At 40.9% G+C, this 26,186-nt stretch carries 26 protein-coding genes, 1 tRNA gene and 1 pseudogene; 4 read left to right on the forward strand and 24 right to left on the reverse strand.

Features of this window, described 5'->3' with window-relative positions; translation table 11 throughout:
• Positions 1 to 12: 12 nt before the first annotated feature.
• The 4 genes from frr to rpsB form a co-directional block, all read right to left on the reverse strand.
• On the reverse strand, positions 13 to 570 hold the full coding sequence (gene frr / locus ACU6U9_RS20150; protein WP_446736756.1) for a ribosome recycling factor: 558 nt from the start codon (positions 568 to 570) through the stop codon (positions 13 to 15).
• Complete coding sequence (pyrH, locus tag ACU6U9_RS20155; RefSeq protein WP_446736757.1) at positions 560 to 1,312, reverse strand: UMP kinase; 753 nt, start codon at positions 1,310 to 1,312, stop codon at positions 560 to 562. The genes frr and pyrH overlap by 11 nt, the downstream gene beginning before the upstream one ends.
• A gap of 202 nt (positions 1,313 to 1,514) precedes the next feature.
• On the reverse strand, positions 1,515 to 2,360 hold the full coding sequence (tsf, locus tag ACU6U9_RS20160; protein ID WP_446736758.1) for a translation elongation factor Ts: 846 nt from the start codon (positions 2,358 to 2,360) through the stop codon (positions 1,515 to 1,517).
• A 91-nt stretch (positions 2,361 to 2,451) separates the two neighbouring features.
• A complete protein-coding gene (gene rpsB, locus ACU6U9_RS20165) occupies positions 2,452 to 3,201 on the reverse strand; it encodes a 30S ribosomal protein S2 (protein WP_446736759.1) in 750 nt (249 codons plus the stop codon).
• 296 nt (positions 3,202 to 3,497) lie between these two features.
• Between rpsB and map the strand changes: the two genes are divergently transcribed.
• Positions 3,498 to 4,286, forward strand: coding sequence for a type I methionyl aminopeptidase (gene map, locus ACU6U9_RS20170; protein ID WP_446736760.1), 789 nt, complete (start codon positions 3,498 to 3,500; stop codon positions 4,284 to 4,286).
• A gap of 2 nt (positions 4,287 to 4,288) precedes the next feature.
• On the forward strand, positions 4,289 to 6,979 hold the full coding sequence (glnD, locus tag ACU6U9_RS20175) for a [protein-PII] uridylyltransferase (RefSeq protein ID WP_446736761.1): 2,691 nt from the start codon (positions 4,289 to 4,291) through the stop codon (positions 6,977 to 6,979).
• Between the two features lie 104 nt (positions 6,980 to 7,083).
• Here the strand turns inward: glnD and ACU6U9_RS20180 are convergent.
• Both ACU6U9_RS20180 and ACU6U9_RS20185 read right to left on the reverse strand, forming a co-directional pair.
• A tRNA-Pro gene (locus ACU6U9_RS20180) sits at positions 7,084 to 7,160 on the reverse strand.
• A 143-nt stretch (positions 7,161 to 7,303) separates the two neighbouring features.
• Complete coding sequence (locus ACU6U9_RS20185; protein ID WP_446736762.1) at positions 7,304 to 7,843, reverse strand: carboxymuconolactone decarboxylase family protein; 540 nt, start codon at positions 7,841 to 7,843, stop codon at positions 7,304 to 7,306.
• A 119-nt stretch (positions 7,844 to 7,962) separates the two neighbouring features.
• Here ACU6U9_RS20185 and ACU6U9_RS20190 point away from each other — a divergent pair, with 119 nt between their 5' ends.
• Positions 7,963 to 8,547, forward strand: coding sequence for a TetR/AcrR family transcriptional regulator (locus ACU6U9_RS20190; protein ID WP_446736763.1), 585 nt, complete (start codon positions 7,963 to 7,965; stop codon positions 8,545 to 8,547).
• Between the two features lie 15 nt (positions 8,548 to 8,562).
• Here ACU6U9_RS20190 and ACU6U9_RS20195 read toward each other — a convergent pair whose 3' ends face one another.
• Entirely contained in the window at positions 8,563 to 9,417 is an 855-nt protein-coding gene (locus ACU6U9_RS20195; protein WP_446736764.1) for a lipase family protein, read from the reverse strand.
• 106 nt (positions 9,418 to 9,523) lie between these two features.
• Here ACU6U9_RS20195 and ACU6U9_RS20200 point away from each other — a divergent pair, with 106 nt between their 5' ends.
• The gene (locus ACU6U9_RS20200; protein WP_446736765.1) at positions 9,524 to 10,105 is read left to right on the forward strand and encodes an NADPH-dependent FMN reductase; all 582 of its coding nucleotides are present in this window, start codon (positions 9,524 to 9,526) and stop codon (positions 10,103 to 10,105) included.
• Here the strand turns inward: ACU6U9_RS20200 and ACU6U9_RS20205 are convergent.
• The 17 genes and pseudogenes from ACU6U9_RS20205 to ACU6U9_RS20285 form a co-directional block, all read right to left on the reverse strand.
• On the reverse strand, positions 10,100 to 11,116 hold the full coding sequence (locus tag ACU6U9_RS20205; RefSeq protein ID WP_446736766.1) for an AraC family transcriptional regulator: 1,017 nt from the start codon (positions 11,114 to 11,116) through the stop codon (positions 10,100 to 10,102). The genes ACU6U9_RS20200 and ACU6U9_RS20205 overlap by 6 nt on opposite strands.
• Positions 11,117 to 11,542: 426 nt before the next feature.
• Positions 11,543 to 12,752, reverse strand: a pseudogene (locus ACU6U9_RS20210) (IS256 family transposase).
• Between the two features lie 56 nt (positions 12,753 to 12,808).
• The gene (locus tag ACU6U9_RS20215; RefSeq protein WP_446736767.1) at positions 12,809 to 13,225 is read right to left on the reverse strand and encodes a hypothetical protein; all 417 of its coding nucleotides are present in this window, start codon (positions 13,223 to 13,225) and stop codon (positions 12,809 to 12,811) included.
• A 376-nt stretch (positions 13,226 to 13,601) separates the two neighbouring features.
• Complete coding sequence (locus tag ACU6U9_RS20220; RefSeq protein WP_446736768.1) at positions 13,602 to 13,841, reverse strand: hypothetical protein; 240 nt, start codon at positions 13,839 to 13,841, stop codon at positions 13,602 to 13,604.
• Positions 13,842 to 14,151: 310 nt separating this feature from the next.
• Entirely contained in the window at positions 14,152 to 14,703 is a 552-nt protein-coding gene (locus ACU6U9_RS20225; RefSeq protein ID WP_446736769.1) for a hypothetical protein, read from the reverse strand.
• Entirely contained in the window at positions 14,664 to 15,431 is a 768-nt protein-coding gene (locus tag ACU6U9_RS20230; RefSeq protein ID WP_446736770.1) for a hypothetical protein, read from the reverse strand. The genes ACU6U9_RS20225 and ACU6U9_RS20230 overlap by 40 nt, the downstream gene beginning before the upstream one ends.
• Before the next feature lie 194 nt (positions 15,432 to 15,625).
• On the reverse strand, positions 15,626 to 15,802 hold the full coding sequence (locus ACU6U9_RS20235) for a hypothetical protein (RefSeq protein WP_446736771.1): 177 nt from the start codon (positions 15,800 to 15,802) through the stop codon (positions 15,626 to 15,628).
• A gap of 161 nt (positions 15,803 to 15,963) precedes the next feature.
• Positions 15,964 to 16,221 (reverse strand): hypothetical protein, encoded by a 258-nt coding sequence (locus ACU6U9_RS20240; RefSeq protein ID WP_446736772.1) that lies wholly within the window; start codon positions 16,219 to 16,221, stop codon positions 15,964 to 15,966.
• On the reverse strand, positions 16,221 to 16,532 hold the full coding sequence (locus ACU6U9_RS20245; RefSeq protein ID WP_446736773.1) for a hypothetical protein: 312 nt from the start codon (positions 16,530 to 16,532) through the stop codon (positions 16,221 to 16,223). Before ACU6U9_RS20245 ends, ACU6U9_RS20240 begins: the two co-directional genes overlap by 1 nt.
• Positions 16,529 to 17,497 carry an IS30 family transposase gene (locus tag ACU6U9_RS20250; protein WP_446736774.1) on the reverse strand — a complete coding sequence of 323 codons (969 nt, stop codon included), beginning with the start codon at positions 17,495 to 17,497 and terminating at the stop codon, positions 16,529 to 16,531. The genes ACU6U9_RS20245 and ACU6U9_RS20250 overlap by 4 nt, the downstream gene beginning before the upstream one ends.
• A 269-nt stretch (positions 17,498 to 17,766) precedes the next feature.
• Positions 17,767 to 19,053 (reverse strand): TIGR02594 family protein, encoded by a 1,287-nt coding sequence (locus ACU6U9_RS20255; RefSeq protein ID WP_446736775.1) that lies wholly within the window; start codon positions 19,051 to 19,053, stop codon positions 17,767 to 17,769.
• A gap of 195 nt (positions 19,054 to 19,248) precedes the next feature.
• Positions 19,249 to 19,842, reverse strand: a complete 594-nt coding sequence (locus ACU6U9_RS20260; protein WP_446736776.1) for a hypothetical protein — start codon at positions 19,840 to 19,842, stop codon at positions 19,249 to 19,251.
• Positions 19,842 to 21,287 carry a hypothetical protein gene (locus ACU6U9_RS20265; protein ID WP_446736777.1) on the reverse strand — a complete coding sequence of 482 codons (1,446 nt, stop codon included), beginning with the start codon at positions 21,285 to 21,287 and terminating at the stop codon, positions 19,842 to 19,844. Before ACU6U9_RS20265 ends, ACU6U9_RS20260 begins: the two co-directional genes overlap by 1 nt.
• Before the next feature lie 175 nt (positions 21,288 to 21,462).
• Positions 21,463 to 21,924 carry a hypothetical protein gene (locus tag ACU6U9_RS20270; RefSeq protein ID WP_446736778.1) on the reverse strand — a complete coding sequence of 154 codons (462 nt, stop codon included), beginning with the start codon at positions 21,922 to 21,924 and terminating at the stop codon, positions 21,463 to 21,465.
• Positions 21,921 to 23,891: a glycoside hydrolase family 24 protein gene (locus tag ACU6U9_RS20275; protein WP_446736779.1), complete on the reverse strand. Its 1,971-nt coding sequence runs from the start codon at positions 23,889 to 23,891 to the stop codon at positions 21,921 to 21,923. Before ACU6U9_RS20275 ends, ACU6U9_RS20270 begins: the two co-directional genes overlap by 4 nt.
• 10 nt (positions 23,892 to 23,901) lie before the next feature.
• On the reverse strand, positions 23,902 to 24,765 hold the full coding sequence (locus ACU6U9_RS20280) for a hypothetical protein (RefSeq protein ID WP_446736780.1): 864 nt from the start codon (positions 24,763 to 24,765) through the stop codon (positions 23,902 to 23,904).
• Positions 24,766 to 25,092: 327 nt separating this feature from the next.
• Positions 25,093 to 26,058, reverse strand: a complete 966-nt coding sequence (locus tag ACU6U9_RS20285) for a hypothetical protein (RefSeq protein WP_446736781.1) — start codon at positions 26,056 to 26,058, stop codon at positions 25,093 to 25,095.
• Between the last annotated feature and the right edge of the window lie 128 nt (positions 26,059 to 26,186).

The following is a 26,186-nucleotide window of genomic DNA, read 5'->3' on the forward strand; positions in this document are numbered from 1 at the left end:
CAAAAAACTCGGTTAAACCTGCATTAGGTCTTTTTCTTTAGAGGCCAACAAAGACTCAATATCGGCAATAAACTTATCCGTTAGTTGCTGGATTTGATCTTGGCCTTGGCGCTCTTCGTCTTCGCTTATTTCTTTTTCTTTCAATAAGTCTTTAATGTTGCTGTTCGCATCGCGGCGAATATTACGCACAGATACACGGCCTTTTTCGGCTTCAGCACGCGCTTGCTTAATGTAGTCCTTACGCGTCTCTTCGGTCAAAGCAGGCATTGGCAAACGAATGGTCTCACCAGAAGTAGATGGGTTAATGCCCAAGTCTGACTTCATAATCGCTTTTTCAATAACAGGCACCAAATGCTTTTCCCATGGCGTAACAGCCAGTGCACGACCATCTTCAACATTGATGTTAGCGACTTGTGACAACTGCGTTTGAGTGCCGTAATAATCAATGGTAATACCATCAAGAATGGCAGGATTAGCGCGGCCAGTTCGTACTTTTTTAAATGCATCAACTAACGCGTTGACACTTTTTTGCATACGATCTTTAGCGTCTACTTGAATTTCATTCAACATTTTCTTTTTCTCCACTCACTATCAACGTGCCATCGCTACCGCCAACCATGAGCTGAGCCATCATGCCTGGGGTTGCCATATTAAATACGCGCAATGGCATTTTATGATCTCTCGCCAGACAAATCGCCGTGAGATCCATCACACCCAACTGACGCTCAAGTACTTCGTCGTAAGTTAGGGTTTCAAATTTAACTGCATCCGGGTTTTTCTTCGGATCTGAATCATACACGCCATCTACATTAGTGGCTTTAAGTACGATATCGGCTTCGATCTCAATACCACGCAAGCACGCAGCTGAGTCGGTTGTAAAAAATGGATTGCCCGTGCCCGCTGCAAAAATAACAACATCACCAGTATTTAGGTGGCGAATAGCACGACGACGATCATAATGCTCAACAATGCCACTCATAGGAATAGCTGACATCACACGTGAACGAATATTGCTGCGCTCAAGTGCATCTCGCATAGCCAAGGCATTCATCACTGTCGCCAGCATACCCATATGATCACCCGTTACGCGATCAAGTCCAGCTTGGCTTAAAGCAGCGCCACGGAATAAGTTACCACCACCAATGACTAAGCCAACTTGAACACCAATTCCAACCAGCTGACCGACCTCTAACGCCATACGATCGAGCACTTTGGGGTCTATACCAAAATCCTGCTCACCTTGAAGCGCTTCACCGCTTAACTTCAAAAGGATGCGTTTATATTTAGGGCTACGATTATCTGCCGGGGGCATAGGTCACCTCATGTATGCAATTCTATAGTCACAGGTTTATAACATAAACCCTGACCTCTCACTGCAAAACCCCGGTTCTGACAGAGTTATCTTTCGATACGACTCAATTCAGTTCACCAGGGCTTCTCAAATAACCTTTACACAAATGCCGAGCAAGGAAAACCCATACTCGGCATTTAAAGAGCCTTAACAGCCCTATTGCTTAACCTTTCAGTTGAGCAGCAACTTCTGCAGCGAAGTCAGTTTCATCTTTTTCGATGCCTTCACCTACTTCGATACGTACAAAAGCAACCACTTCAGCACCCGCCTGCTTCGCAAGTTTAGCGATAGTCAGCTCAGGATTTTTAACGAAAGGCTGTTCTAGCAAGCTGTTTTCTTTAAGGAATTTCTGGATACGACCACCCATCATTTTCTCAACGATTTCAGCAGGCTTACCTTCCATGTCTGGTTGCGCTTTGATGATTTCTTTCTCAGCTTCAACAACCGCTTCAGGCATGTCAGATGGCGCCAATACGCGTGGATTAACAGCCGTCACGTGCATTGCGATATCACGAGCCAACTCTTCAGTACCGCCTTTCAAAGAAACAAGGGCAGCAATACGATTGTTAGAGTGAACATAACCCGCAACCAACTCACCTTCAATTAACTCAGCACGACGAGGAGAGATGTTTTCACCGATTTTTTGAACCAAAGCTTCACGCTCTGCATCCAAAAGACCAACAACTTCAGTGTTTTTTGCTTCAAATGCTGTTGCAGCAACTTTATTAGCGTAACCAAGGAAGTCTTCATTTTTAGCAGCAAAGTCAGTTTCAGAGTTAACTTCAACTAAGATTGCAGCAGAGTTGTCAGCGGCTGTTTTAATAACAACAACGCCTTCAGCGGCAGTACGGCCTGCTTTTTTAGCAGCCTTAAGACCTGAATTCTTACGCATTTCTTCAATGGCAAGATCGATATTACCGTCAGCTTCTTGAAGTGCTTTTTTACACTCCATCATGCCAAGACCAGTACGCTCACGTAGTTCTTTAACTAATTTTGCAGACACTGCCATAGTCGTCACCTAAATTTTATCTAATCAAAAAATCTTTTAAAAAAAGGGGGCAAGCCCCCTTTCTTATGTTCACAGCGTAATATGACAAATATTACTCAGCTGCTGGCGCTTCTTCTGCTTGAGCTGGTGCAGCAGGTGCAGCTGCAGGAGCTTGACCAGTTTCAGTTTTGCCTTCGATACACGCATCAGCAACAGCAGATGTAAAGATTTCGATCGCACGGATCGCATCATCGTTACCAGGAATAACGTAATCAACGCCATCAGGGTTGCTGTTAGTATCAACGATACCGATTACTGGGATACCCAGCTTGTTCGCTTCTTGGATAGCAATACGCTCGTGATCAACATCGATAACGAAGATTGCATCAGGTAAGCCACCCATGTGCTTGATACCACCGATAGAGCGCTCAAGCTTCTCCATCTCACGAGTACGCATTAGCGCTTCTTTTTTAGTTAACTGTTCAAAAGTACCGTCTTTCTTTTGTGCTTCAAGGTCAGCTAGACGCTTGATAGACTGACGAATAGTCTTGTAGTTAGTCAACATACCACCCAACCAGCGGTGTGCTACGAAAGGCATGTTCGCACGAGCTGCTTGCTCTTGGATAACCTTAGAAGCTGCACGCTTAGTACCAACGAAAAGTACGTGGTTATTTTTAGAAGTCATACCTTTAACAACGTTCAACGCTTCGTTGAATGCTGGCACAGTGTGCTCAAGGTTGATGATATGGATCTTGTTACGTGCGCCAAAAATGAATTTACTCATTTTTGGATTCCAGTAACGAGTCTGGTGACCAAAGTGAACGCCTGCTTTAAGCAGGTCACGCATACTTACTTGTGCCATAATTATATATACCTATTTATAGGGTTAGGCCTCCATGTATCCCATTGTCCAATCTCAGCTTTATTAACGGCTAAAACACCCAGAACGATGTGTCGATACATGTGCGGATTTATACTGCATTTGTGCTTTTAGCTGTACGAGACTGCAAAGAGCGCGCGCTTTATACCATATTTTAGGCCCAAATGGGAAGAAATATTGCGAATTAAAACCAAGTTTGACCATTGCTAGTTATTCATATATTGCCTATAAGTGCGTACAATAGCTGACTTATTTAACTAAGAGTGAACATCTTCCCCATGGCTGTGACCATCAAGACTCCAGAAGAAATCGAAAAAATGCGCGTAGCCGGTCGCCTAGCTGCCGAGGTACTGGAAATGATTGGCGAATACGTTAAGCCAGGTGTGACCACAGGTGAGCTGGATCGCATTTGCCACGATTACATCGTCAACACTCAGAAAGGCATTCCTGCGCCATTGAATTACGGTAACCCACCGTTCCCTAAATCCATTTGCACCTCTGTTAACCATGTTATTTGTCATGGCATCCCTAGTGATGAAAAAATCCTAAAGAAAGGCGACAGCGTGAACATCGATGTCACCGTCATTAAGGACGAGTACCACGGCGACACCAGCAAGATGTTTTTCGTGGGCGAACCTAAGCCTGCCGACAAACGCTTGGCCGACATCACACAAGAATGCATGTACAAAGGCATGGCACTGGTTAAGCCGGGCGCGCAGCTTGGTGATATCGGCCATGTCATTCAGCAACATGCTGAATCTAACTACTACACTGTCGTACGCGAATACTGTGGTCACGGCATTGGCAAAGGCTTCCATGAAGAACCGCAAGTAATGCATTACGGCCGCCCTGGTACTGGCATGACCCTAAAAGAAGGCATGTGCTTTACCATCGAGCCGATGATCAACCAAGGTAAGCCTCAAAGTAAGCTACTTGGCGACCAATGGACGGTTATCACCAAAGACCGCAAGATGAGCGCCCAATGGGAACACACTTGCCTTGTGACCAATGACGGCATTGAAGTATTAACGCGCCGCAAAGAAGAAGTGTTTCCTTGGGAGCAATAACAATGGATCAGGGCTTATTCGCTAATATTTTCGATGAAGTTTCTTTTCGTCAGGCTATTACCGACGGCAAGCCCTCCATTCCTCTTTTCAAAGAGGCCATTCGTCACAGCCAAGCTGTGATGGATGAACATTTCAGAAACACCCTTGATTCCGTTACGTTAGTGCATGCTCGCTCTTGGTTTATGGACCAATTACTCAAGCATGCATGGCTGCAATTTTTTCCAGAAAACATAGATAACATTGCACTGCTTGCCGTCGGTGGTTATGGCCGCGGCGAACTGCACCCTAAAAGTGATATTGACATACTGCTGCTCAATAAAGACGAAGAAGCTTTTAGCGCCAATAGTGAGGCCATGCAAGGCTTCATCACATTTATGTGGGACATTAAATTGGATGTGGGCCATGGCGTGCGCACAATTGATGATTGTAAAAATGAAGCCGCAAAAGATCTCACCATTGCCACCAACCTAATGGAAACACGCACGCTGATTGGTGCAGATGAACTGCGTGCCGACATGCGTGAAATCACCGGGCCAAACAACATCTGGCCAAGTGATGAGTTTTTCCTAGCAAAATGGCAAGAACAAGAAGAGCGACACGATAAGCACCACGATATCGACTACAACCTCGAGCCCAATATTAAAAAAGGCCAAGGTGGATTGCGCGATGTCCACACCATTGTTTGGGTACTAGAGCGTCACTTTGGTAGCCACGAATTAGAAAACCTAACCAAGCAAGGCATTTTGACCGACTTTGAATATGGCATGCTGCATCGATGCCGTGATTTTCTTTGGCAAATTCGCTATGCACTGCATATGGTGACAGGCCGTGAAGAAGATCAGTTGCTGTTTGACTTCCAAAATGAAATTGCTGAAATTTTAGGCTTTAAAGACGATGCCGAACAACTGGCCGTCGAGCATATGATGCACCAGTATTATCGCTACAGCTTAGCGTTAAATGAATTAAACGATCTGCTCATGCTGTTGTTTAAAGAATTAATTATCGATAGTCAACACCCTGCCGACATCGTCCCTATCAATGAATACTTTCAGCGCAACAACGATTATTTAGAAGCCAAACAAATCGACCTGTTCACCCATACACCCAATGCGATGCTCGAAGTCTTCTATTACTTAGCCAGCGACAGCACATTGAAAGGTGTTCGCGCCGATACTATTCGCGCTCTACGAGAGAGTCGCCACTTAATCGACGAAGACTTCCGCTCTCACCCTGATAACGTGCGCACATTTATGGCGATCATGCGAAGTAAAGACCACGTCACCCGTGAATTAGAGCGCATGCTTAATTACGGCATTTTGGGGCAATACATTCCCGAGTTTGGCGCCATTATTGGCCACATGCAGCATGATTTATTTCACAGCTATACGGTCGACCAACATAGCTTGCGAGCCATTAAATTTATGCGCCGCTTGCGCTTTGGTGTAGGCAAAGAATTATTTCCCCTTGCAAGTAAATTGATTCATAACATTTCTAAAAAAGAAATTTTATACATTGCCGCACTACTGCATGACGTGGGTAAAGTGCTCCCCGGTGAACATGAAATCACAGGCGCTGAAATTGCTGAAAATTTTTGCGCACAACATGGCTTAAGCCAAAAAGACACCGATCTTGTTGTATGGCTAATACGCAATCATTTACTGTACTCACAAACATCACAACGACTTGATCTTGCAGACCCTGATGCTATCCATCACTTTGCTACTCAAATGGGGAATCGTCGTCACCTTGATTATTTATTTGTGTTTAGTGCCGCAGACATTTACAGCACCAACAAAAAATTATGGACTGGCTGGCGCGCCGAGCAAATGCGGACGCTTTATAGTGAAACACTGCATCTAATTCGCCGCGGCTTAGACACCCCGATTGATAAAGATGAATGGGTTCAAGAAACCCAGCAAGCGGTTATTGAGCGCTTAAGCGAATACGGCTATCAAGAAGATGATGTCTTTGAAATGTGGGCAAACCCTGGTGATGAATACTTCCTACGAGAGAATGTTGACACCTTAGTTTGGCACGCACTTGCCCTATTTAAGCACCAAGATATTAGTAAGCCACTGGTTCTTATTGGCGACACCAGCGACAAAGCACTTGAAGGTGCAACTCAGATCTTTATTCACATGAAAGATCAACCCCACCTTTTTGCCGCAATGACCGCCGCATTAGATCAATTACACTTAAACATTCAAGATGCACGCATCATCACCTCTGCTAATAATAATGCACTGGATACCTATATTGTTTTGGATGAAAATGGCGACCCCATTAGTGAAGCCATTCGCTTAGAGAAAATTCAGCGCACACTCGAAGAAGCTCTTTCGCATCCGGAAGAATTTCCCAAGCTTATTCAACGCCGCACATCGCGCCAGCTTAAACAGTTTGACTTCACACCCATCGTCAACATGAGCAATGACCCGTTTACTAAACGTAGCTTACTGGAAGTCATCGCACCTGATCGCCCAGGTTTACTGGCCCGCATGGGACGGTTATTTATGAAATATGAAATCTCATTAGAGACAGCAAAAATTTTAACCGAAGGCGAAAAAATAGACGATATTTTTTACATCACAGACAAGAACAGTGAACCCTTTAGCGACCCTGATTTTTGCCGCCAACTCCAAGAAGCCGTGATTGAAACACTCACGGAGCAAGTAGAACTTCAAGCGACCATTTAGCGTAGCGTTTATTTTTGTTGAATAATTTAAAATAAAAACGTAAGTGTTGATTAAAAATGAAAAGTAAAAAAGATGTAATCAATCAGACTGAAAAACAAGAAAAATGGTCGGGACAGTAGGATTTGAACCTACGACCCCCAGCACCCCATGCTGGTGCGCTACCAGGCTGCGCTATGCCCCGACACAACTTACTTGAATTGAAACATCAAGTAAGTTGCCGGAACTATATACTAAGCATCTTATTATGTGAAGATGCAAACTCTGGAAAACGATTATCTCAAACAAAGAGGATGAAAAAGATTATCGCCCTCACTGATTTTTTGCTTAAACAAATTGCTTAAAAGGTTGGTCAACTGGCGTATTCGCCAAATGATTTGTATAGTTGCTCATGATTTTTTGCGACAAGCCTAATACAATTTCAAGCAACTGCTTTTGACCGTATCCCGCTGCGTAAAATTTACTCACATCTTCTTCTGATAATAATCCGCGCTTGCGTACCATTGCTAGAGTTGTCTCACGTAAAACTTCTAATTTGTTATCCGCAAACGGTGTTTTATTACGCAGTGCATCAATAATACTTTGATCCACCTTCATTGAGTGGGCAATACCGGTATGCGCTGGCACACAATAATGACACTCATGCTCAATGTTAATCGACTGCCAAACCACGGTTAATTCGTCGGCATTGAATGACGTTTGCTGAAACAAATTATGGGCTTGCTGGTAACTGTCCAACAATTGCGGCGATTCAGCCATCACAGCGTGTAAATTAGGCAACATACCAAATGCCTTAACCGACTTTTCCAACAATGGTTTCGCCGTATCAGGGGCGCTCTGATGGGTGTGCAACGTAAAATCAGACATATTGTGTATCTCCTTTTATTCGGTTTTTACAAGGTTTCCCCCTGCGACAGCAATACAATATTTGATTTTGAACGATCGCTCAAGTTATTATTGAGCAATCGTTCAAGAAGATCTGTTCCATGGCCAATACCAGTAAATTTAATCGTACAGACGTACTCACCAAAGCCAGCACTCTATTTTGGGGGAAAGGCTTTGCAGGTACGTCTATTCGTGACATTCAAGATACTGTGAATATGCGCCCTGGCAGCCTATATGCGACCTTTGGCAGTAAAGAAGGCCTCTTTAAAGAAGCTCTCATATCCTATACAAAGCAGATGTCGGGCTCACTTGATCATTGTATTGGCCAAGTAGAGAACCCAATAGAGGGACTAAAAAGCTTTGTTTCCTTCATTATTATTGATGGTCAACAAAACAACCCAAGTGGCATCTGCATGCTGTACAAAGCCAGCGGAGAATTTATGGGCGAAAACCAGCCGCTATTTGATTTCAGCCAGTCTTTAATTCAACAATTTGAAAAACGCGTTATTGGAATATTTACTGACGCTAAACAGCTGAATTTTTTAGATAAGAATTTTGATGAGGCTAACGCGGGCCAGCAGTTTATTATTCAATTCACTGGCCTACGAAATTATTTTAATGGTCGAAACGACCCTAAGCTGGCACATAAACTCATAGAGAAAATGTTCACACAATTACAACAATAACGTTTAAAGCCGCAATCAATTACCGCCAAACCCAAACACAGAGAAATCAGACTCATAAGGAATCTCTTTCGATTGCGCTTGTTTACTCTCAATCAATGTTAAGTATGTTTGCATTTTATGGGCTTCAAGGTTGGCCTCGTTAGGCACACTTGATATGAATTTTGTCGCTCTTAACATGCTCTTAACACCACTTGTAAGCGAATATTCTGTCTTATCTAGCAAGATCATTTCTTCGCCCATGTGCCAATAAATATCTAATTTGGTAATTTGCATTGGACTAAGCGGCGGCACTAACGGCACGATGTCTTTTGTGGTAACCACTCTTAACAGCTTCAAGCGACTAAAAGCATTCGCCCCCCCAACATTGGTCACCTTTGGCTGGCCAAACGTAATTAACTGCCCCAATGTATAACCCTCTTTTTGCAGGTACATCGCCAGCATAACAGCTGCTGCACCACCCAAACTATGACCAGTGGTCCGGATTGGCAGCTCTTTATTCAGGTAAGGCTTAGCATCTTTTAGTACGGCCTGTGCTGCATTCGCAAAGCCTTGGTGAACCGCAATACCCAAAGCCTCGTCTTGCTTAAGGTGAATGTCTAAATCAACCAATGCATTTTGTAAATTAGCGGTTCCACGCACCGTTAAATACTGCTCCCCTTTATGAGTGGATAGAAAATAGCTCACTTCAACGCCCGGCAATACCTGCTGACGCACAAGCTTATGCCCCATTGTATTTAGTGCAGCGGCTGCATCGGCACTCACATAGGCCAAAGCAGAAAGCTGGGCAGTCTGCTGAATAGCCTGAAAACTGGGCAACGCAAACGTTTGGGCAGAAAAGAATAAAGTAACTAAAAATACGCGTAACAACATGAGTGTTCCCTGAAGGAAAATTACAACAATAAGGTCAATACTTGGCGGATGATACCAATGACTTAGTTTCTGTCTATGCCATACTCGCTATTTAAGAGGAAATAACATGAATATTTGTATTATCAGCGCCAGCACGCGTGAGCAATCTGCATCCATCAATGTCGCCCAGTATGTCAATAAACAACTAGGTACCTTGGCATCTGACAGCGAAATAACCTTACTGGATTTACACAAAGCGAACATTCCACTTTGGCAAGAAGGAGCAACACCAGATAGCGCCATAGAGCAACAACTGCAACAAGCCGATGGATTTGTGTTTATCGTCCCTGAATGGCACGGCATGGCACCACCAGCGTTTAAAAATATCTTTTTTTATTTTAACGGCTGCTTTGCACATAAACCGGTTTATATCGTCAGCGTGAGTGCAGGAACCGGTGGGCGCTACCCTATTAGCGAATTACGTATGAGCAGTTACAAAAACAGCTTTATTAACTACATTCCAGTGAGCACCATAGTGGATCACGTGAACGACACTATTAATGAGAACGGTGAATTCATCGCTCAAAGCAACTTTATTGCGCAACGTATTGATGAAGGCTTACAATTTTTATTAGCCTACACACAAGCTCTTTATGGCGTACGTGATAGCAACATATTCAAAGAAAAGCGTTTTAAAAACGGCTTATAAATCCTTACTATCATCTGGAATACCGTGGCGATCACGGTATTCCCCTGGTGTTACACCCGTCCAACGTTTAAACGCCCGCTGAAATACGCTTTGCTCTGAAAACCCTAATACCTGAGCAATGTAGCTCATTTTATAATTGGTTTGCAGTAAATAACTGAATGCATACTCTTTACGCACATCATCAACAATGGATTTAAAGTTTGTATCCTGCTGCTTAAATTTACGCTGTAAGCTGCGTGAACTGATCCCCAAATAAGTCGCCGTATCCTCAAGACTCGGCACCTTTGTGGCCAAACTTTCGATGATGTATTGCGTGATGACTTCATTAGATGCGCTTTTATGTTTTTTACTCACCAATAAGTCAGCATAACCTGTTAAAACTTTTAGCAAGTCAGGGCTATAACCCAGCAAAGGCAATGTTAATATTTCTCGCTTAAACACAATCCCCGTATATTGACTATTAAACGTAACTGGGCAACCAAAAAAATCTTCGTATTCTGCGGTATCGCCGTGCTGGTCATGCGTAAAATGTATTGCTACTGGTGCCAGTTTTAAACCAATTACTTTTTTCGCAAACGCCACCCAACTGGTCACAACCTCTTCATTTAAATGGTAACTACATTGATAGTGCGGCACCCATTTTAAAGTACACGTGGTATCCGCCATGACAAATTCAGGGCGCGACACGTTTCCCATTAAAGGTTGATAACGACGCTGTAACTCTAATGCTTGAGCAATAGACTGGCAGCAATCCACAATATGCCCTAACAGCCCCCAACGGCCACTATCGCCCCACATGCCTATGCGAAAACCCAAATCATCATAGCCAAGCTGTTGAGCACCGTAAGACAGTAACGCTTCAGACACAGAAACATCGACCATGCGATCTGCCTCATCAAGTTGCTCGCGACTAAGACCCACGAGCTTGTATAGCGCTTGCACGGGCAAGCCCTCATGCACAAGATAAGCAAGATTAGTTCGAATACTGAATGCGACTACCTGTAACTGCACGCGTCACCTATCAACAAAGATTGAAGTAGTATGATAAATCAAAAAGGAAAGGATAGAACTGGCAATAACGCGTCAATGTTTGGATATATAAAGTCAATATCGACAAATCAATCGAAGTAATTCACATCTAAGCATCAACAGCAGAATATGTGTGTCACCACACTAAAGTAATCAAAATTTTATCAACTGAATCTAATAAAGAACAAAAACCGATAATACCGCCCCAATACCAACGCCGTTTAATAACGCTAGAACCTTCAGATATTGGGCATATTGTTTAGCTTTGGATCTGATTGTATCAAGTAACCAATAATCGAATGCCTCTTTGTTTCTATATTGGCTTGAACAAACATGATCAGACAAGACATTCAAACCCAAAAGTCCTGCAATATGGAGGATGTAAGCCATTCTGTGTAACCGCCAGTTTTAAATGTAATCTTTCAAACGGTCTTCGAACATGATCATAAATCGGTTCAAGGCCGTTTTCCAGTTTCTTATCGGCATAGTCCACTTTTCCGAAGCTTGTCGTACCGCAAGGTAAACCACTTTTTTAGCCGACTCTTCTGTTGGAAATACTTTTCGTTTTTTCGTCGCTTTTCGAATAACGCTGTTCAGAGATTCAATGGCATTGGTTGTGTAAATGGCTTTTCTGATATCAGCAGGATAGTTAAAAAGCGTATTTAAATTCTCCCAGTGATTACGCCAAGATCGGCTGATTTGTGGATATTGACCATCCCACTTCTCACTAAAATCAGACAGTGATTGCAAGGCACTTTCCTCAGTCGCGGCCTGGTAAATTTTCTTTAAATCAGCGGTGACGGCTTTGTAATCTTTCCAAGGAACGTACTTCACTGAGTTACGCACCATGTGCACGATGCACAGCTGAATTTGCGTTTCTGGATAGACGGCATTGATAGCATCTGGAAAGCCCTTCAGGCCATCCACGCAAGCAATGAGAATGTCTTTCACACCACGATTCTGCAGCTCAGTCAGAACATTTAGCCAGAACTTAGCCCCTTCGTTTTCAGATAGCCACATGCCCAATAACTCCTTGTGGCCTTCCATGTTGACGCCTAAGGCAAGGTAAACTGATTTATTGATCACCTGTTTGTCCTGACGAATTTTAAGCACGATGCAATCAAGATAAACAATGGGATACACCGCATCTAATTCACGAGATTGCCATTCAATCACTTCTTCAATGACCGCATCAGTGACTTTTGAAATTAGGCTTGGAGAGGCATCTGCGTTATACAGTTCTTTAAACGTTTTAACGATTTCTCGTGTGGTCATGCCTTGGGCGTATAAAAATAAAATTTTATCGTCCATCGAGGTAAACCGAGTCTGATTTTTTCTTTACTAATTTAGGATTAAAAGAGCCTTCGCGATCCCTAGGGGTATCTAGTTGAAACTGGCCATCTTCGGTGCGTAAAGTTTTACTGGTGGTGCCATTGCGGCTATTGGAGTTAGAGGATTCTTCATTCCGTTCATAACCAAGGTGCTCATCAAGCTCAGTATTTAAAGCCCGCTCAACTGTCACTTTAGTGAGCATCTGACGAAATTCATTAAGGTCTTGTTCTGTTTTAATACCCTTTGCCGCTTCGCGGGCAAAGGCTTCTAGTGCTTCTTTGTTCATTGCTGCCTATCCTTAGCCATTTCTGGCTTTGATGATAAGCAGTTACACAGATTTATCTACAGCCTCGCAATATGTTGGCTATGTCTATTTATTAATAAAGACTGAGCTTTGGTTTGCTTGCTGCCTGCGCCCTCCTTCAACACTATAATTTCAGCATAGAGAGATTCTGTCTTGCCTTTATGAATCAGATGACGAACCCAAACATATTTAGCACGCTTTAACCCTAAATAAATATAAGTTATCGGCAGTAAAGCAACCAAATACAGCAAGATAACATTACCTACTGGTGTCATAGCCAAAACCAACGCTAAAGGAAATACTGAAATATAAGAGGAAAGCAAACCATTCTCTGATGATAAGATACAAACAGAATATACAAATAATGCCAAAAGAATTTGCACCAACAGCCAGGCAATTGAAAAGCCGAATGCTCTAACACATATATAAAGGTTTCTAATTAGTGCATTATCCATATTACATTTTTATATATTTAGGTATTAAATTAAGCATCATCATTTAAATTCTTCATGACTCACTTTTAACTGGGCCGTGTACACTCAGCGTGTCAAACATGATAATTCCCTTTCTACATCATTTGTAGTAATGTTTTGATTGTTAATGAGTCCAGTCTCGCCTAATGGGTTTATGGTCGGCATACGCAATAGCGCTATAAGCTAAATCGGTATTTATCATAAAACTAAATTACTCGAACGATTCCTATACCAACTAGAATATATATTATAGCCCGTACAATTAGACCTTGATTTCTCACCAAATAGATCGATATTAAAAACCTTACACACTCCATCTTCTCACTACCCTAAAACAAGGATTTTAATATTTAAAATATTAAATAACATAGCTAAAAACCTTGGTTTTTTCTAAATATTCATCTGTTGTAAGGTAGGTTAATTTTATAGACTTTTCTGACACAAACTCAATCTTTACAATGGCATTCTCAAGTACCGAAACAGGTGAAAAACCGACATCTAGGGTAACATGTGATTCATGAAATAATTTTTTAATTTTTAAACTTTTCTGACTTACATATGCAACGACTAAGTATTTCTCAGAAAATTCTAGTGGCATACTAATCCTATCAATTTCATTTTTTTCAAATCAATAAACACTGACGACCTACATGGAGAGCCGCAACTAGATTGCACTTCAGCAATATTATTAGAGTGGATTTTGATACTTGATTTAAATGGATAATTTTCTAAAATTATATTTTTTTTATTTTCACTAGTTACAAATACAACATCACAGTAACTGTTTGTTTTTTTACATTCTTGAGTTATCGAACCATACTCCAAACTTGAAGCTAAAATATTATTTACAATTGATAACAAAAAAAAAAGCAATGATAAAAATTACATTTGAAATATTCATAAAAAACCTACTTGTATTTGAAAAATTTAAAATCATCGTTATTCGATAATTCTAAAATTGGTACTTCTTCAATCACAGAAAAATCCCATGGTGGCTTCTCTTTATACATTGATGGCTTCGATTTATGCAGTGCCGCTTGTGCATTTGGACTAAAATATAAAACTGCATTATTTGTTATATCACTCTCTTCTTTCACATACATGCCGTGTACTGTATTAGCTATTCTCATTATTATTTTTTCATCGGCTTTCGAAGCTTTTTTATTTAGTAATGCTAATGCATTCTTAAACAATGGAGTGTTATGACTATATGCATCAAAACCTGTCTTGGTTATAACATCACTCACTGTTTTATGCCTCCTCCACTCCCGAACACCTATTCGATTCATGATAACACAAGCAATGGATTTCCATGCGGCCTCAGAACTACCCGCTGCTTCGCCATATATCGTAGCAATTAACAACTTAAATTCTTCACTATAATCAATACTAATGATTTTATGTAGTTGTTCAACAAAACTCACCGGATGTAAATGATAAACCTCTGGCGAATCCGGCAAGCTAGTTCCGGCATCTTTAGCCTTATCCCACCAAGCAAATTTTTTATCTGCATTTTGGCTTCTTCAAACGCTGCATCATCCGGCACCAGCTCTTTTAAGTGCGTCCATTTAGAGCAAGTATCATCACTTTGCCATTCACTTGGGTGTTTGGCGATTACGCGGCTTAGGCGATCTGCTAGTACGTCATCTTTTAGGGCCGCTTTCATTTCACGTGCACTGATAGCACCATTGCCGCTAATATCAATGTCTTCAAACAGTTCTTTAAAATAGGGCGTTAGGTTTTGATAATCGATTCTTGCATCTTGACTGCCAGCGCCTACTTCTTTGGCAAGTTTAAAACCGGGCCAATTTAAGGGTGATGTTAACGCAGTATCACTTGCTTTTATCCAGCCTTTTTCTTGTGCGGTTTGGTTTACGCCATTGAGCAAGCTCAGATAATGCCACAGACCTTTATCATCAAATGGCAGTGTGACTTCATACCACGTCTCACCATCACTGTCTTTGCAAGATTTGCAGCTTGTAAGATCAATGAGCGCTTCATCACTTGATGCTTTTTCTGATTCTTCTTGAAAAGTAAATGTAACTGGGTTTTGTTCATACAGCATATTTAGGCTATTAAATAATATAGTGCCTTTGTCTACGCCATCTGTGGTGATGTTTTGGCTATTAATTAAATCACGTTTTACCCAGTAGGCTTTCTGGGCTGCATCTGCAATGGGAAAAGCCACTAGACAGTGGCCATCGCTTGTATCTGAGGTTTTAATATCGCCAACCGCGTTAGAATAGTAAATAAGTTATAAGCAACTATCGGCCGCTAAGTCGGTGCATTTTTTTTTGCGCAGATACTAAGCCGAAGTGAATTTATTTTTATACATCCATATGCTCTTGATCTTTAAAGCCTTGGACTCACACTAAAAAATCTTTAATCACTCTCCTTGCAAAGCCCCACACCATCTTCACTGTAGAGTTCAGCTACAAAAAAATCATTGAGATTCTTCTGTTCTTCGTCACTCAACTTACTATTAACTTTTCTATAGTAATCACGGTTTTCTTCGCTGTGGTTTGTAAACATTATAAAGGCATTTTGAAGATAATTCATCAAGTCCCCTTTTAGACAGGCTGACTTTGAGATACCCAGTATCACTTCGGCACCTTTTTCCGGATGCTGAATGGCGGCTTGCTTGAGTAAATCGATATAGATATCCGAGTTAAGTCGAATGTCTTGATTTTTATCATTATCAAATACCTTTAAAAAATCATCTAAAAATTATCAGGGAATATCTCAAGATAATCTAATGTATAGTCGCTGTTTTTTGGGTTTTGATAGAGTTTGATGGCGGTTTTTCTTAATAGCTTCTCTTGGGCTGTTAGTTCGTCCGTGGATGTTCTCATTAAAATAGTTTCGAAAGAAATACGGACTCGCTTTCCATTAACTTCTTCTGTCGAAGCCCCACTAATAATTTCCGAAAAGCTAGAGAATGTCACTATCATCAATAGCAGTATGATTATATTTTTCATTAAAATTCTTCCTCTATCATCACAGTCAAGCCTGTATACAGTGTTGTATTATATATATCTTCGCTGCCATCATATGATGGAGACGTTCGCGGCCTTGTATGTTCAATTATCAAGTCTTTCAATCGATTATATTGCGTTTCGCTGTCTGCCACATACGGATACTCATTACCTTCGCCTTCATACATTATCCGATCTATCTTACCAGGAGCAAAGCACCCTTCAATATCCTTTGGGAAGTTGGCTATATGAATGTTTACTAGGCTACGATTACCAAATAGCTCATCCGCTGCTTCTTTAGTTCGTGAATTCAACTCACAAGTGCAACCGGTGGGTTGATTCCGAAAATCGTTTGATTCGGTGTTTTAAATTCTAAGCATTTTCTTGGGCGATTATTGAGTTTATTAATAACAATTTCAATATCTCTTTTATTCAGCAATGAAAAATCCGATCCTTTTGGAAAATATTGGCGTAGTAATCCGTTTGTATTTTCATTTAATCCTCGTTCCCACGAACTGTAGGGATGAGCGAAATACGATTTTGATTCACTCTCCTTAGCGATATCCATGTGGCCAGCGAATTCTTTTCCGTTGTCATACGTAATGGTTTTAACCACATCATGGTAACCGCTGAGCATCTCTTTGATTGTATCAGTCACCGCTTCTGCACTTTTATTTTTGGCCAGCCCTATTAACGTAAATCGTGTTTTTCGTTCAACTAGCGTGACCAATCTTGGCCCTGCTTGCAAACCTGTCACGGTATCCGCTTCCCAATCACCTATACGCGTTTTTAAATCAACGATGCTGGGGCGATCATCAATCGAAACCCTGTCTTTTAGCTGTCCTCGGCGGCTATTTGTACCGTAACGCTTTCGTCGTTTCTTTTGACAACGCAGGTGCTGATGCAGACTCCCTCCATCAGATTTGTTTTGATAAATGTGCAGGTAAATCCACTCATGGCTAATAAAAATGGCTTCGTTGATCGCTAACCATTCGCTGATCTGCCCTGGACTCCAGTCTTCCTCAATTAGCGCCTCCACACGCAGCCAATGGTGCGAGGGAATACGCGTTGACGCACGCTGCTGCTTTCTATTTTCTGATAACTGTTGAGCTTGCCTAGGCCCATAACCTCTAAGCCCAGTGTTGCGTTTTAACTCTCTTGAAATAGTTGACCTGTGAACGCCTAATTTTTGAGCGATTTCTTTTTGTGTCAAACCAAGTGTGCGATCTTCGTAAATTTGGTATCGTTGATCTTCTGTGAGCTGGGTGTAATTTCTCATAGTGCCTATTATTCTTGCCGGAACGAAAAGCAGAGAGGTTACCCCAGCTTGCTCTTTATTCCGACCTGATGTTGCACTTACAAGTTGAATTCACGTAATATTGAAGACACCCAATTAGATTAAAAATATTTTCCAGATGTCTTTTCAATTACTCTTATCACATGTTCACCTCCGCTATCTTTCCATGACACTTGATCTACAATCCTACTATCACCATAACACGAGATAGATACGAATAATGCTAACGATATCAATGCAATTATATTCATTCACCTAGTTTCCTTAAAATTTATTTCTTTATAATTCCCGTCAATAACTTTAATAGTGCACGTTTCTTTTGAACAATTACTTGGAAGGACGAATCTAGAGAAACTACTTTTCTTAAACTTTGATACATTTACAGAATCTTTTTGATTTCCCCCCAAGATTAGAATCGAATTACCTTGAATACCCAACACAAAACCGACATGCCCCTTACCTAAACCATAATCAATTATTGCAACTGACCCATACAATGGCTGCTTAACTTCAACTCCCCATGAAATCCAAGAAAGTGCTGCAGCACTATTAGTCCCAGTATACCCACTTTCTTTCATAATCCAGTTCACAAATGAAGAACACCAAGGTATCTCATCAGTTTTTGCTTTTAATGAAGTTGCAGAGTGATATTTAATTACAGAAGGATTATGATCGCTACCTTTTATTTCTTTCACCCCTATTTCACGCTTAGCAATTATCATCCACTCTAAATCTTTAGGCTCTAATAGAACCATCTTTTCTATAAAACTAACAGGATGCAAATGATAAACCTGCGGCGAAGCTGGCAAGTCAGCGCCCGCTGCCTTAGCCTTATCCCACCAAGCTAAATTTTTTATCTGCATTTTGGCTTCTTCAAACGCTGCATCATCCGGCACCAGCTCTTTTAAGTGTGTCCACTTAGAGCAAGCATCATCGTTTTGCCATTCACTTGGGTGTTTGGCGATTACGCGGCTTAGGCGGTCTGCTAATACGTCATCTTTAAGGGCCGCTTTCATTTCACGTGCACTGATGGCACCATTACCACTAATATCAATGTCTTCGAACAGCTCTTTAAAATAGGGTGTTAGGTTTTGATAATCGATTCTTGCATCTTGACTGCCAGCGCCTACTTCTTTAGCAAGTTTAAAACCGGGCCAATTTAGGGGGGATGTTAACGTGATGTCACTGGCTTTTATCCAGCCTTTTTCTTGTGCGGTTCTGTTCACACCATTTAATAAGCTCAGGTAATGCCACAGACCTTTATCATCAAATGGCAGTCTCACTTCGTACCAAGTTTCACCATCACTGTCTTTGCAAGACTTGCAGCTTGTAAGATCAATGAGCGCTTCATCACTTGATGCTTTTTCTGATTCGTCTTGAAAAGTAAAGGCAGCTGGGTTTTGTTCATACAGCATATTTAGGTTATTAAATAATATAGTGCCTTTGTCTACATTATCTGTGGTGATGTTTTGGCTGTTAATTAAATCACGTTTTACCCAGTAGGTTTTCTGGGCTGCATCTGCAATGGGAAAAGCCACTAGACGGTGGCCATCGCTTGTATCTGATGTTTTGATATCACCAACCGCGTTAGAATAATAGATAAATTATAAGCGTCTATCGGCCGCTAAGTCGGCGCACTTTTTTGCGCAGATATTAACCCGATGTGAATTTATTTTTATACATACATCTATATGCTTTGACCTTTAAAGCCTTAGACTGTCATTCAAAAATATTTAATCATTCTCCTTGCAAAGGCCCACACCATCTTCACTGTAAAGTTTGGCTCTAAAGAAATCAGAGAGTGTCTCTTGCTCTTTTTTTGTGAATTTCTCGTTTACTTCTAAATAGTGATCAGAATTTTTCCGACTATGAGTCGTAAACATTCTAAGAGCATTTTGAAGATAATTCATCAAGTCCCCCTTTAGACAGGCTGACTTTGAGATACCCAGTATCACTTCGGCACCTTTTTCCGGATGCTGAATGGCGGCTTGCTTGAGCAAATCGATATAGATAGCAGAATATAATTTTATATCAAGATTTCTATCATTATCAAATACCTTTAAAAAAACATCTAAATTATCAGGGAATATCTCAAGATAATCTAATGTATAGTCGCTGTTTTTTGGGTTTTGATAAAGCTTGATGGCGGTTTCTCTTAATAGCGTCTCCTGGGCTGTTAGTCCATTCGTCGATGTTCTTATCAATAGCTCCTGATTGGAAATATACACACGTTTATTGTTAACCTCTTCTGTCGAGCCACCTTCAATTATCTCTGAAAAACTCGAGCAGGACACGAGCATCAATAATAGAATGATTATATTTTTCATTAAAATTCTTCCTTAATTAACACAGTTAAGCCTGTATACAGTGTTGTATTGTATATACTTTCGCTGCCATCATATGATGGAATCGTTTGCTGCCGCGTGTGTTCAATTATCAAATCTTTCAATCGATTGTATTGATTTTCGCTACCTATTACATATGGGTACTCATTATCCTGACCTTTATTCATCGTTAAATCTTTTGCACCAGGAGCAAAGCACCCTTCAATATCCTTTGGGAAGTTGGCTATATGAATGTTTACTAGGCTACGATTACCAAATAACTCATCAGCTGCTTCTTTAGTTGTTTTCACCAGCCTAAAATCGCCTTTACTGCCTGGGTTATCAATTAATGAATACTTCCCAGGCATAATTCGTTGATCGGAACCCGCCGCTTGTGAACTAGGGCCAGCTGCTTCAAGCATATAGCCTGTCATTTTAACGCTGCCGTTGGTTATAAATTTAAACTTAGAGTGCGTTCCACCTTGTGATGCATTAAGTGCATGGAAGTACTCCATATAAGCTAGGTAATTATCATATTCACTGTCACTTGGCGAGACTTCCTCCGCATACGGAACCACATCGACACCGTTTAAGGCTTCCGGTTTCTTCGGCCATTGGGCAAAACGTGTTATAACCAGTTCAGCATTTAACGGCAGTTTATCCAGTTGCTCTATAAAACTCACCGGATGCAAATGATAAACCTCAGGCGAATCAGGCAAGCTAGCTCCGGCAGCTTTAGCCTGATCCCACCAAGCTAAATTTTTTATCTGCGTTTTGGCTTCTTCAAACGCTGCGTCATCCGGTACTAATTCTTTTAAATGCGCCCATTTAGAACACCCATCATCGCTTTGCCATTCACTTGGGTGTTTGGCGATTACGCGGCTTAGGCGATCTGCTAGTACGTCATCTTTTAGGGCCGCTTTCATTTCACGTGCGCTGATGGCGCCATTGCCGCTAATATCAATGTCTTCAAACAGTTCTTTAAAATAGGGCGTTAGGTTTTGATAGTCAATTCTTGCATCTTGGCTGCCCGTGTTCTCTTCTTTGGTAAGTTTAAAACCAGGCCAATTTAGGGGGGATGTTAACGTGGTGTCACTGGCTTTTATCCAGCCTTTTTCTTGTGCTGTTCTGTTTACACCATTTAATAAGCTCAGGTAATGCCACAAACCTTTATCATCAAATGGCAGTCTCACTTCGTACCAAGTTTCACCATCACTGTCTTTGCAAGATTTGCAGTTTATAAGATCAATGAGCGCTTCATCACTTGATGATTTTTCTGATTCTTCTTGAAAAGTAAAGGCAACTGGGTTTTGTTCATACAGCATATTTAGGCTATTAAATAATATAGTGCCTTTGTCTACGCCATCTGTGGTGATGTTTTGGCTATTAATTAAATCACGCTTCACCCAGTAGGTTTTCTGGGCTGCATCAGCAATGGGAAAGGCCACTAGCTTCTGACCGTCGCTTGTATCTGATGTTTTGATATCACCAACAGCGTTAGAATAGTCATTATTTAGACACCAATTTCTTGGTCGTGCGCGTCTAGATTATGATGATAAAACACTGCTTTAACTGCTAAAATTGTAAATCAATTCGATGACAATAAAAGAGTATAGTTACCAGCTAAATCTGATCACAATATAATATCAATTCCTTTTTTCCAGTAAATTCGTGATACATATATTGACTTATATCTTTATCTTTATCTTTATCTTTATCTTTATATTCAATCCCGTAAAATTCAAACTCATAGCTTGTGCTTTTAATATCACTCACCTTACCCAATGGAATATCTTTCGATATATTTTGCCACTGTATCTGCAAACCACCTCGCCCTAAATTTATCGGATCGACGAAATAAACTTCATAATATGATTTCTCACGATTTTCTATCGCATGAGCCAATATATATATTTGATTAGAAGATAACTCAATCACGAAGTCATCTGATTTATTGTGCTTTATTGCGGCTCCATTATACTCACAGTCATTAGACCAAAACCCCTCTAAATCACTAATTTTTTCAGCATTTGCTTGATTAAAGCTCATCATTAAAACACATAGTGCAAGTAATTTTGTTTTCAAAAAAATAACTCCATAATTTTATTACGTGAAATTACTAGGTCAGACCTACCCTCTAATTCTTCTTTGAAATATTTTTCATAGTATGAAATAACCTGATCATAACTGTGAATCGGCTGCCCATATCTTCCTGGCGGTAAACTCGCCCACTCAAGACTGCTAATTTCAATGGCATCTTTAATTCTATTTTCTACAATTAAGCTTAATGCATTCATACGCTCTCCTGTCGAAGCATTAAAGAACAATACATTTCTAGACTTACTTCCCCAAACTTTATATTTTAAAATAGCAACTGCAGCTATATCTTGATTTATCGCAGAAAAATTACTGATAGGATGTTTCCCGCTAATCCATTCCCAAGTATTTTTGAGAATTTGGTAAGCACCTGCAGCAGTTGATGTCGTATCATTAAATGGGATATGAATATCAGGATGTTTTGACCAGTCTTTATTATGATCTTTAATAAATGACCCTCCTCCAAATAAGGTCTCATAACCCCGACTTCCAATCGTTCCCTCCCCAACACGTATCATTCTCAAGAATGCTCTAATTCTTGCTTCCACAGCAATATTTTCAATTTTTTGTATAATATTTACTTGCTCCAAGTATGACACCGGATGTAAATGATAAACCTCAGGCGAATCAGGCAAGCTAGCTCCGGCAGCTTTAGCCTTATCCCACCAAGCTAAATTGGTAATTTGTTTCTTGGCTTCTTCAAACGCTGCATCATCCGGCACCAGCTCTTTTAAATGCGTCCATTTAGAGCAAGTATCATCACTTTGCCACTCACTTGGGTGTTTGGCGATTACGCGGCTTAGACGGTCTGCTAATACACTATCTTTTAGGGCCGCTTTCATTTCACGTGCGCTGATGGCGCCATTGCCGCTAATATCAATGTCTTCAAACAGTTCTTTAAAATAGGGCGTTAGGTTTTGATAATCAATTCTTGCATCTTTAGTCGTATCCGCACTGCCTTCAGAAACAGCTGGGTTTTCTTTCGCTAGCTTAAACCCAGGCCAATTAAGTGGTGACGTCAGCTCAGTATCACTGGCTTTTATCCAGCCTTTTTCTTGTGCGGTTCGGTTTACGCCATTTAATAAGCTCAAATAATGCCACAGACCTTTATCATCAAATGGCAGTCTCACTTCGTACCAAGTTTCACCATCACTGTCTTTACAAGACTTGCAGCTTGTAAGATCGACGAGCGCTTCATCACTTGAACCTAATGCCGATTCATCTTGAAAGGTAAAGGCATCTGGGTTTTGTTCATACAACATATTTAGGCTATTAAATAATATAGTGCCTTTGTCTACGCCATCTGTGGTGATTTCTTGGCTATTAATTAAATCACGTTTTACCCAGTAGGTTTTCTGGGCTGCATCAGCAATGGGAAAGGCCACTAGACGGTGGCCATCGCTTGTATCTGATGTTTTAATATCGCCAACAGCGTTAGAATAATAGATAAATTCTAAGCGACTATCGGCCGCTAAATCGCTGCTTATTTTAGATTGATATTGTTCAAGGTTTGCCTTAATTCCTTTATATTTACTTGAGTCAGAATCATAGTCTTCCATATCCACTTTTTTTACGACACCAGCCGAGCCAACTGCTGTGATTTTGACATATTCACTATCAGCATCGGTATCTTCAATTGTTATACGACTGTGTTTATCGATGGATGCAGTGGATTTAGGGACGTTCACTTTTAAGCGCTGAAACAACTTACTGCCTTTATTCACTTGTAATATGGTTTTGTCACTTGCTTCAAGGTTGTCATGATCTTTAATAAACTCAACGATGCTATCGTCTGTGAAAATCTCAAAGTGAAGGCTATTATTTTGTGAAAAATTAACGCCTGGATACCCCAGTAAGTCACCGGACTTTATTGTTTGGTTAGGGCAATGAACGGTTTCTAGTAAACCTTCATCAATATCGTTTTCATCAAATTTAACCTTATTATTATAAAACACAAAGGCTGTTTCAGTTAATGCCTCGCCATCGATTTCTTTGACGGTGGCCCACTGTGTATCGGTTACTTTTATTTTCTAACTTTGTGTTTTTCTTGATAACTTTAATGATCGTGTCGTCATCATAGTTTTTCTCAGTTCGTAGATTAAGGCCTTTTAAAATGCCTGCGTGGCTTGGGTTCAAAGAGTCTTCACGCGTAATAATGGTGTAGCTGTCACCTTGTTGCTTCGCCCGTGTTTCATCGAGTAAGGCATAACCCTTATGAGTATTATTCTTGTGATCGGTAAATGTGACCATTTTATAATTTGGGTTACTGGCAGCTTTTTCGGTAAAACGAATTAACTGCGATTCGGTGTAAACACCACCATCCAGCGTAACTATACTGTCTTTAGGTGCGGTAGTGACTATCTCACCTGTTTTTGAATGCCTGATATTCAGGCCCGCAGGGATATCTTCATCCGCTATAATAGTAGCTTCTTGATCACTGCCCTGTAGTGCTCGTATAAAATCAGGTATGGCCAAATTTGGCTTGGCCTGATAGCCACTGGCTGGCATTAAGTGCATGTACAATGAATAGTAATTCAACGTACGGCCCTTCACTTTGGCTTCATGCTGTATTAAAGCAAACGAATTTGAGTATTGGTTTTTAGGGTTACGACCGCTATGGCGTAAATCTGCCTTTAGGTAATCGCGGCCCAACCTATAAGCGATTAGTTTTCCATTCGCGATGGCTTGTACTGGTTTGCTGATGGTAAAGTGCATACCACCATGCCAGTGCCTGTTTGCTCCCAGTAAATAATGACCACCTTCAGCTGACAAATTGTTTTGATACAAATTGGCTGCCTTTTGATCCTTTAGCGGCATGATCACAGTCATGGGTTATCGTTCCTTTTGGTCGCATTTATGGCTTTACTTGGTTAAAACTCATATACCAAGTAGTGGCAATATCAGCACGGTATATCGAATAATTTGGGTTTTATGTTATTAATTAGCGTTATTTTAAAATGAAAATAAGAATTCTTTTTTTCTGGTCAATACTAATTGGTATTGATTACTTTTTTTTAAGTCAACACTATATTCCTTTAGATAGCTCTGACTCTGTTTTCTTGGCGACAGTCCAATTTTTGCGATCTTTTTTATTATCTTCAGCCATTTTATTTACCTCAATTTTGCGAATAGACTGCTAACTACTTATATTCAATACTACTTATAAGCCGGAAAGCTAATAGTGACATCCGTATATTCAAGCCCATCAATATAGGCATACCCGCTTGAATCCAGACAACCATAGGCAATAATGTCTTCTGATTTATTTAGAATCTGGTATCTAACACCCGCCTCTGGCTCATCATCCTCATCAAGTAATTCTATTTCTATATAGTTGTTAGCGATTGGGTAGGTAAAATGATGCAGTATCGCGCCATCGGCGCGGGTTTCTTGTCCGGTTTCGTCTAGTGGTTTTATAAGGCCTTTCGATTCAGACTCTGCTAGGTTTTTATTTTTGTTTAAGTCTTTGCGTACTTCTAAAAGGCTATCCGGTACGGCATACACTTTTAGACCATCGCCTTTTTCGGTACTGAACACTCGGCTGTATGGGTTGTAGATGACTTCTGATAATTGCCTCACCGCTACAGTGCTTTGACTGGTATTTTCAACATATAAGGTTATGTTGTGTTTTAGCGGCAGCGGGCGGTCATTTTGACCTTCAAGGTTAAGCAGTATGACGTGTTTTTCACGCTCGGCTTTCACTTGCTTTGGTTGCGATTCAGCTGGTTTTGGCTCGTCCCTTAAGATGCCCATAGGCTTAGGAATAGGAATGTGTCGTAAAGCCGCACCGAATGCACTGCGGAAAAATAAGTTTACACTATGACGATAGGTGTATTCTGGATTACCGTCTGTATCGATTTCAAGTGAGGTTATGGCTGGCGCTGTGGTGCTGTGGTTGACTAAAAATACTTCGCCATTTTCGAGTTTGGTTTTTATAAAGCGGTATGGGTCGTAGCGCCTGTCGTCTTCATCTGGCAAATCATGCAGGTGGGCATTTTGAATGTGCTTACCACCGATGCGTTTGCCATGCTCCATTTCTACGGTGCGAATAGCGAGCATTGGGTCTTCGATGAACTTGAGTTCACCCCATGAAAGCTGGTGAGAATATTTTAGCGCGAGCATATTCTTCCTTGAATAAAGCAGTTGATCTAAGCTAATTCACTATGGAAACGGGTGGCTAACTTAGAGGGCAAGGCCCTACTTTACCGAATAAATAGGCTAAGCCAAAGTGTAGATTTGTATACTATAAA

It is taken from the genome of Pseudomonas sp. HK3, from assembly GCF_052920985.1.

Bases quoted from the DNA above. Each gene is read 5' to 3' on its own strand.
- frr (WP_446736756.1), bottom strand. From the start codon at position 570: ATGTTGAATGAAATTCAAGTAGACGCTAAAGATCGTATGCAAAAAAGT.
- pyrH (WP_446736757.1), bottom strand. From the start codon at position 1,312: ATGCCCCCGGCAGATAATCGTAGCCCTAAATATAAACGCATCCTTTTG.
- tsf (WP_446736758.1), bottom strand. From the start codon at position 2,360: ATGGCAGTGTCTGCAAAATTAGTTAAAGAACTACGTGAGCGTACTGGT.
- rpsB (WP_446736759.1), bottom strand. From the start codon at position 3,201: ATGGCACAAGTAAGTATGCGTGACCTGCTTAAAGCAGGCGTTCACTTT.
- map (WP_446736760.1), top strand. From the start codon at position 3,498: ATGGCTGTGACCATCAAGACTCCAGAAGAAATCGAAAAAATGCGCGTA.
- glnD (WP_446736761.1), top strand. From the start codon at position 4,289: ATGGATCAGGGCTTATTCGCTAATATTTTCGATGAAGTTTCTTTTCGT.
- ACU6U9_RS20185 (WP_446736762.1), bottom strand. From the start codon at position 7,843: ATGTCTGATTTTACGTTGCACACCCATCAGAGCGCCCCTGATACGGCG.
- ACU6U9_RS20190 (WP_446736763.1), top strand. From the start codon at position 7,963: ATGGCCAATACCAGTAAATTTAATCGTACAGACGTACTCACCAAAGCC.
- ACU6U9_RS20195 (WP_446736764.1), bottom strand. From the start codon at position 9,417: ATGTTGTTACGCGTATTTTTAGTTACTTTATTCTTTTCTGCCCAAACG.
- ACU6U9_RS20200 (WP_446736765.1), top strand. From the start codon at position 9,524: ATGAATATTTGTATTATCAGCGCCAGCACGCGTGAGCAATCTGCATCC.
- ACU6U9_RS20215 (WP_446736767.1), bottom strand. From the start codon at position 13,225: ATGGATAATGCACTAATTAGAAACCTTTATATATGTGTTAGAGCATTC.
- ACU6U9_RS20220 (WP_446736768.1), bottom strand. From the start codon at position 13,841: ATGCCACTAGAATTTTCTGAGAAATACTTAGTCGTTGCATATGTAAGT.
- ACU6U9_RS20235 (WP_446736771.1), bottom strand. From the start codon at position 15,802: ATGAATTATCTTCAAAATGCCTTTATAATGTTTACAAACCACAGCGAA.
- ACU6U9_RS20240 (WP_446736772.1), bottom strand. From the start codon at position 16,221: ATGAAAAATATAATCATACTGCTATTGATGATAGTGACATTCTCTAGC.
- ACU6U9_RS20250 (WP_446736774.1), bottom strand. From the start codon at position 17,497: ATGAGAAATTACACCCAGCTCACAGAAGATCAACGATACCAAATTTAC.
- ACU6U9_RS20260 (WP_446736776.1), bottom strand. From the start codon at position 19,842: ATGAAAAATATAATCATTCTATTATTGATGCTCGTGTCCTGCTCGAGT.
- ACU6U9_RS20280 (WP_446736780.1), bottom strand. From the start codon at position 24,765: ATGACTGTGATCATGCCGCTAAAGGATCAAAAGGCAGCCAATTTGTAT.
- ACU6U9_RS20285 (WP_446736781.1), bottom strand. From the start codon at position 26,058: ATGCTCGCGCTAAAATATTCTCACCAGCTTTCATGGGGTGAACTCAAG.